Origin of the sequence: Limosilactobacillus reuteri subsp. porcinus (genome assembly GCF_036621895.1) — a bacterium.
Classification (GTDB): Bacteria; Bacillota; Bacilli; order Lactobacillales; family Lactobacillaceae; genus Limosilactobacillus; species Limosilactobacillus reuteri_J.
In genome coordinates, this window is sequence record NZ_LN887498.1 from 1 (window position 1) to 3,565 (window position 3,565).

General features: G+C 35.9%; 4 protein-coding genes. 1 reads left to right on the top strand and 3 read right to left on the bottom strand.

Going from position 1 to position 3,565, the window contains the following annotated elements; genetic code table 11:
- Positions 1 to 307 precede the first annotated feature (307 nt).
- The 3 genes from AACL61_RS09700 to yjbM are packed head-to-tail and all read right to left on the bottom strand — an operon-like array spanning position 308 to position 2,682.
- Positions 308 to 1,213 (bottom strand): RluA family pseudouridine synthase, encoded by a 906-nt coding sequence (locus AACL61_RS09700; RefSeq protein WP_102817037.1) that lies wholly within the window; start codon positions 1,211 to 1,213, stop codon positions 308 to 310.
- Entirely contained in the window at positions 1,213 to 2,025 is an 813-nt protein-coding gene (locus tag AACL61_RS09705; RefSeq protein ID WP_003672236.1) for an NAD kinase, read from the bottom strand. Before AACL61_RS09705 ends, AACL61_RS09700 begins: the two co-directional genes overlap by 1 nt.
- Before the next feature lie 3 nt (positions 2,026 to 2,028).
- Positions 2,029 to 2,682, bottom strand: a complete 654-nt coding sequence (yjbM, locus tag AACL61_RS09710) for a GTP diphosphokinase (RefSeq protein WP_019251188.1) — start codon at positions 2,680 to 2,682, stop codon at positions 2,029 to 2,031.
- A 164-nt stretch (positions 2,683 to 2,846) separates the two neighbouring features.
- Here yjbM and AACL61_RS09715 point away from each other — a divergent pair, with 164 nt between their 5' ends.
- Positions 2,847 to 3,485, top strand: a complete 639-nt coding sequence (locus AACL61_RS09715) for a DsbA family protein (protein WP_102817036.1) — start codon at positions 2,847 to 2,849, stop codon at positions 3,483 to 3,485.
- Positions 3,486 to 3,565: the final 80 nt, after the last annotated feature.

Here is a 3,565-nt window from a genome sequence, read left to right on the forward strand (position 1 = left end):
TTAGCTTGTCAAGAAGAAATTCTAATCAATTTCGAATTCCTTTTGATTGATAACTCAATCAGCAACTCTATTAATGTATCATGTCATCAAGTAGATGTCAACAGTTTTTTATAATATATTTCAAAAATCATTGACTTTACAACCATATTTAATCTTAATAGATATGATCATTTATTCATGCCTTATTGATGACAGGAATTACATTTTACCCTATATTTTTATTGTTTGCAATACTTTTTTATAAAAAAATTACCAGTAAGCAAATTAATTTTATCTCCTGGTAATTTTCTATTAATTAGTTCAATTACTAATAATTTTTTGTACTTAAAAGATCATCTTTAGCATTTTTGAAATCACTTGGCAATGGTGCCGAAACAATAATATTTTCACCTTTAAATGGACTATAAAAGCTTAGCCAATAACAATGGAGCGCTTGTCTAGCAATCAGTCCTGATTCTTCACCATACATTTTATCGCCAATTAATGGAAAACCAAGACTAGCAAAATGAACGCGAATTTGGTGTGTCCGACCTGTATGCAACCTAATTTTGATAAGGCTTGCTTGAACATTACATTCTTGGCGCCAGTATTCAGTTACAGATGCTTTCCCTTCTTTCCCTACCATTCTTTTTACAAATGAATTGGGATCGCGTTGAATCGGCGCATCAATATAACCATGCTCTGCAGGAACCTTTCCTTTAATTAGAGCAAGATAGTTTTTCTTAACTAAATGTTTTTTTAACTGTTCATCGAGGATAGCGTGAGCAAATCGGTGTTTAGGAAAAACAACTAAGCCGCTGGTGTCACGGTCTAAACGTGTCGCAACATGGGTAACCTGATTTTCATAGTTTTGGCGCTTATAGTAGCCTTTTACCCGATTCACCAAACTATCGGCTACCGGAACGTTATGAGCTGGAACTGTCGCTACTCCTGCTGGTTTATTCATTATTAAAAAATCCTGGTCTTCATAAATAATATCGATAGGTGCCTCACTGACATCCACATTATCATTAGCAGTTTCTGGAGGGAGAATTAAGGTTACCTTATCGTGGTAATTAACAGTATCAACGGCCCACTTATCTACCCCGTTTATTTGCATTTTTCCTCCATGGTATATGGCTACTTTTAATAACGAAGAAGAAACCCCATACATTTTTAATGCCGATCGTAATTTCCGTGGTGTGCGATGATCGTATATCCAATTAAATTCCATTAATGCACTCCACCAATAAATGAATCTTTTACTCGATTCCAGAAATTATTATGCCGATATTGAGCAAAATATATTCGTTGCTTGGATACTCTATAAGATAATTCAGTCAGATACCGTTCTTTCTCGCTTTTAAGCATCCATTGATCACGATCGCATGTAAGCACATGACCATTTTCATCACGCAAACGCAAGATTAACTCAGCATCAGCACCAAAAATAATCGGTGAGCCTAGGGTCCGAAAAACCCGGTTGTTAAGTGAAGCCATTTCAGCTAACTGAAAGCCAACACTATTTGGATCGACAATGGCACCACCGACCGATTTATTATAAGCAGTTGAACCAGTTGGCGTCGAAATACATAAACCATCCCCCCGAAAGTTTTCAAACAGATGATTATTAATAAACACATCACATACCATTGTTCGTGTAACATTCCGAATTGTTGATTCATTAAGTGCAATATAATTCTCTATCTGCCCATCAGAATAGGTAGCCTTCATCGCGAGTAAGGGATAGGAAACTGCCTGTCCGCTATCTTTTACTAAACTATCAACTAAATCATCAATTTCAAAACTCCGCCAATCCGTATAAAATCCTAAGTGCCCAGTATGAATTCCAACAAAGCGAATATTATTTAAATCTTTTTGATAATGATGAAAAGCTGATAACAAAGTGCCATCACCACCGATTGTTATTACAACTTCTGGATTTTTTTCGACATAAGTTAAACCCGCCCGTTTCATTTCGGTTTTTAAAACCTTTGTCACTCGTTGAGATTCTGCTGTTTCATTATTATATATTCCAATTCTCATAACTTACTCCTTTAACTCATCTTCATTAATAGAATTAGTTGACCTCCGCTTAGAAAACAATGTCTGTGCTTCCTTTATTTCTTCTCGAATCTCTGACATTTCATTATCAAGCTTAAATGCTGCCTCTGCGGCTCTTTGCAACCTTGCAGATAGCTCCTCAGGAAACTCACCTTGATATTTATAATTTAAGGAATGTTCTACCGTTGCCCAAAAGTTCATCGCAAGGGTTCGCACCTGAATTTCAGCTAATATTCTTTTTTCTCCAGTAATCAATTGGACCGGATATTCAATAACAATATGATATGAACGATATCCACTCGGTTTAACGTTGGTGACGTAATCTCGTTCCTCTAAAATAGTCATATCACTTCGCTGCCGTAATAAGTCAACTACCTTATAAATGTCTTCTACAAATTGACACATGATCCGTAAACCGGCAATATCTTGCATATCTTGCTCAAGGCGGTCCTCTTGCACATGTCGTCTAATCATTTTTTCTTTAATACTATCAACTGGCTTTACTCGTCCAGTTACAAATTCAATCGGAGAATGTTGCGTTTGGTCTTGAAATTGCTTTCGCATCCCCCGTAATTTGACTTTTAGTTCATTTACGGCCTGCTGATATGGCAATAAAAAATGCTGCCAATCTTCAATCATAATTCAGCCTCCTGTTAAATCTCCGTATATTTTAGCACATTTATAATAATAACTCTTGTAATTATCTTAAAACTAAATTCTTTACAAATAGTTAGATATTTGCAAAAATAATTATGTTCACAGGATTAGGATTTTGAGTATACAAATGATCGGAGGGGTTAATTATGCTCGAACTTCATCTTTTTGTGAATCCATTAGGAATGCGCTGTTTACGGTGTGAAAAAGACGTGTTAAAAATTGATCGTGATTTAAATACAAAAATTAGTTATCAATTTGTACCACTATTCAATATGAAAACGATCGATAGCACACTTAAATATTATCATCTTAATCCCCATGATCTTGCTATAAGACAACAAGTATCAAAAACCCTTAACCAAGTAATATTAGATTATAAAGCAGCCCTCTTCCAAGGACGAAAACGTGGACGGCATTATCTATTACAATTACAATCCGCACTGATTAACCAAGGCTTGGATTACAACGATGAATTAATTAATAAAATTGCACATGATTCACACCTTGACTTAGAAATGTTTTTTGAGGATCGGCAAAGTCAACTTGCCAAGCAGGCTTTCCGTCAAGATCAAAAAATCGCAAGTGATCTAGGCGTATCAGAAACGGCTACCGCAGTCGTTTTTAACACCGAAGATTCTGATTACGGCCTAATGATTCCAAATTTTGACTATAATACTTTAATAAACGCATTTAAAAGCGGAAAATTGGCTCGATCTGCATCCTTAGATGGATTCGTAAACCAATATCGTCCGCCTAAGCTACAAATTATACAAAATAATAATTAATCATAACCACCCGTCAAACGGGTGGTTTGCACATCGGCTATAAGCCGATAATAAAAGCCGGCGTCTCAAGGCGCTGGCTT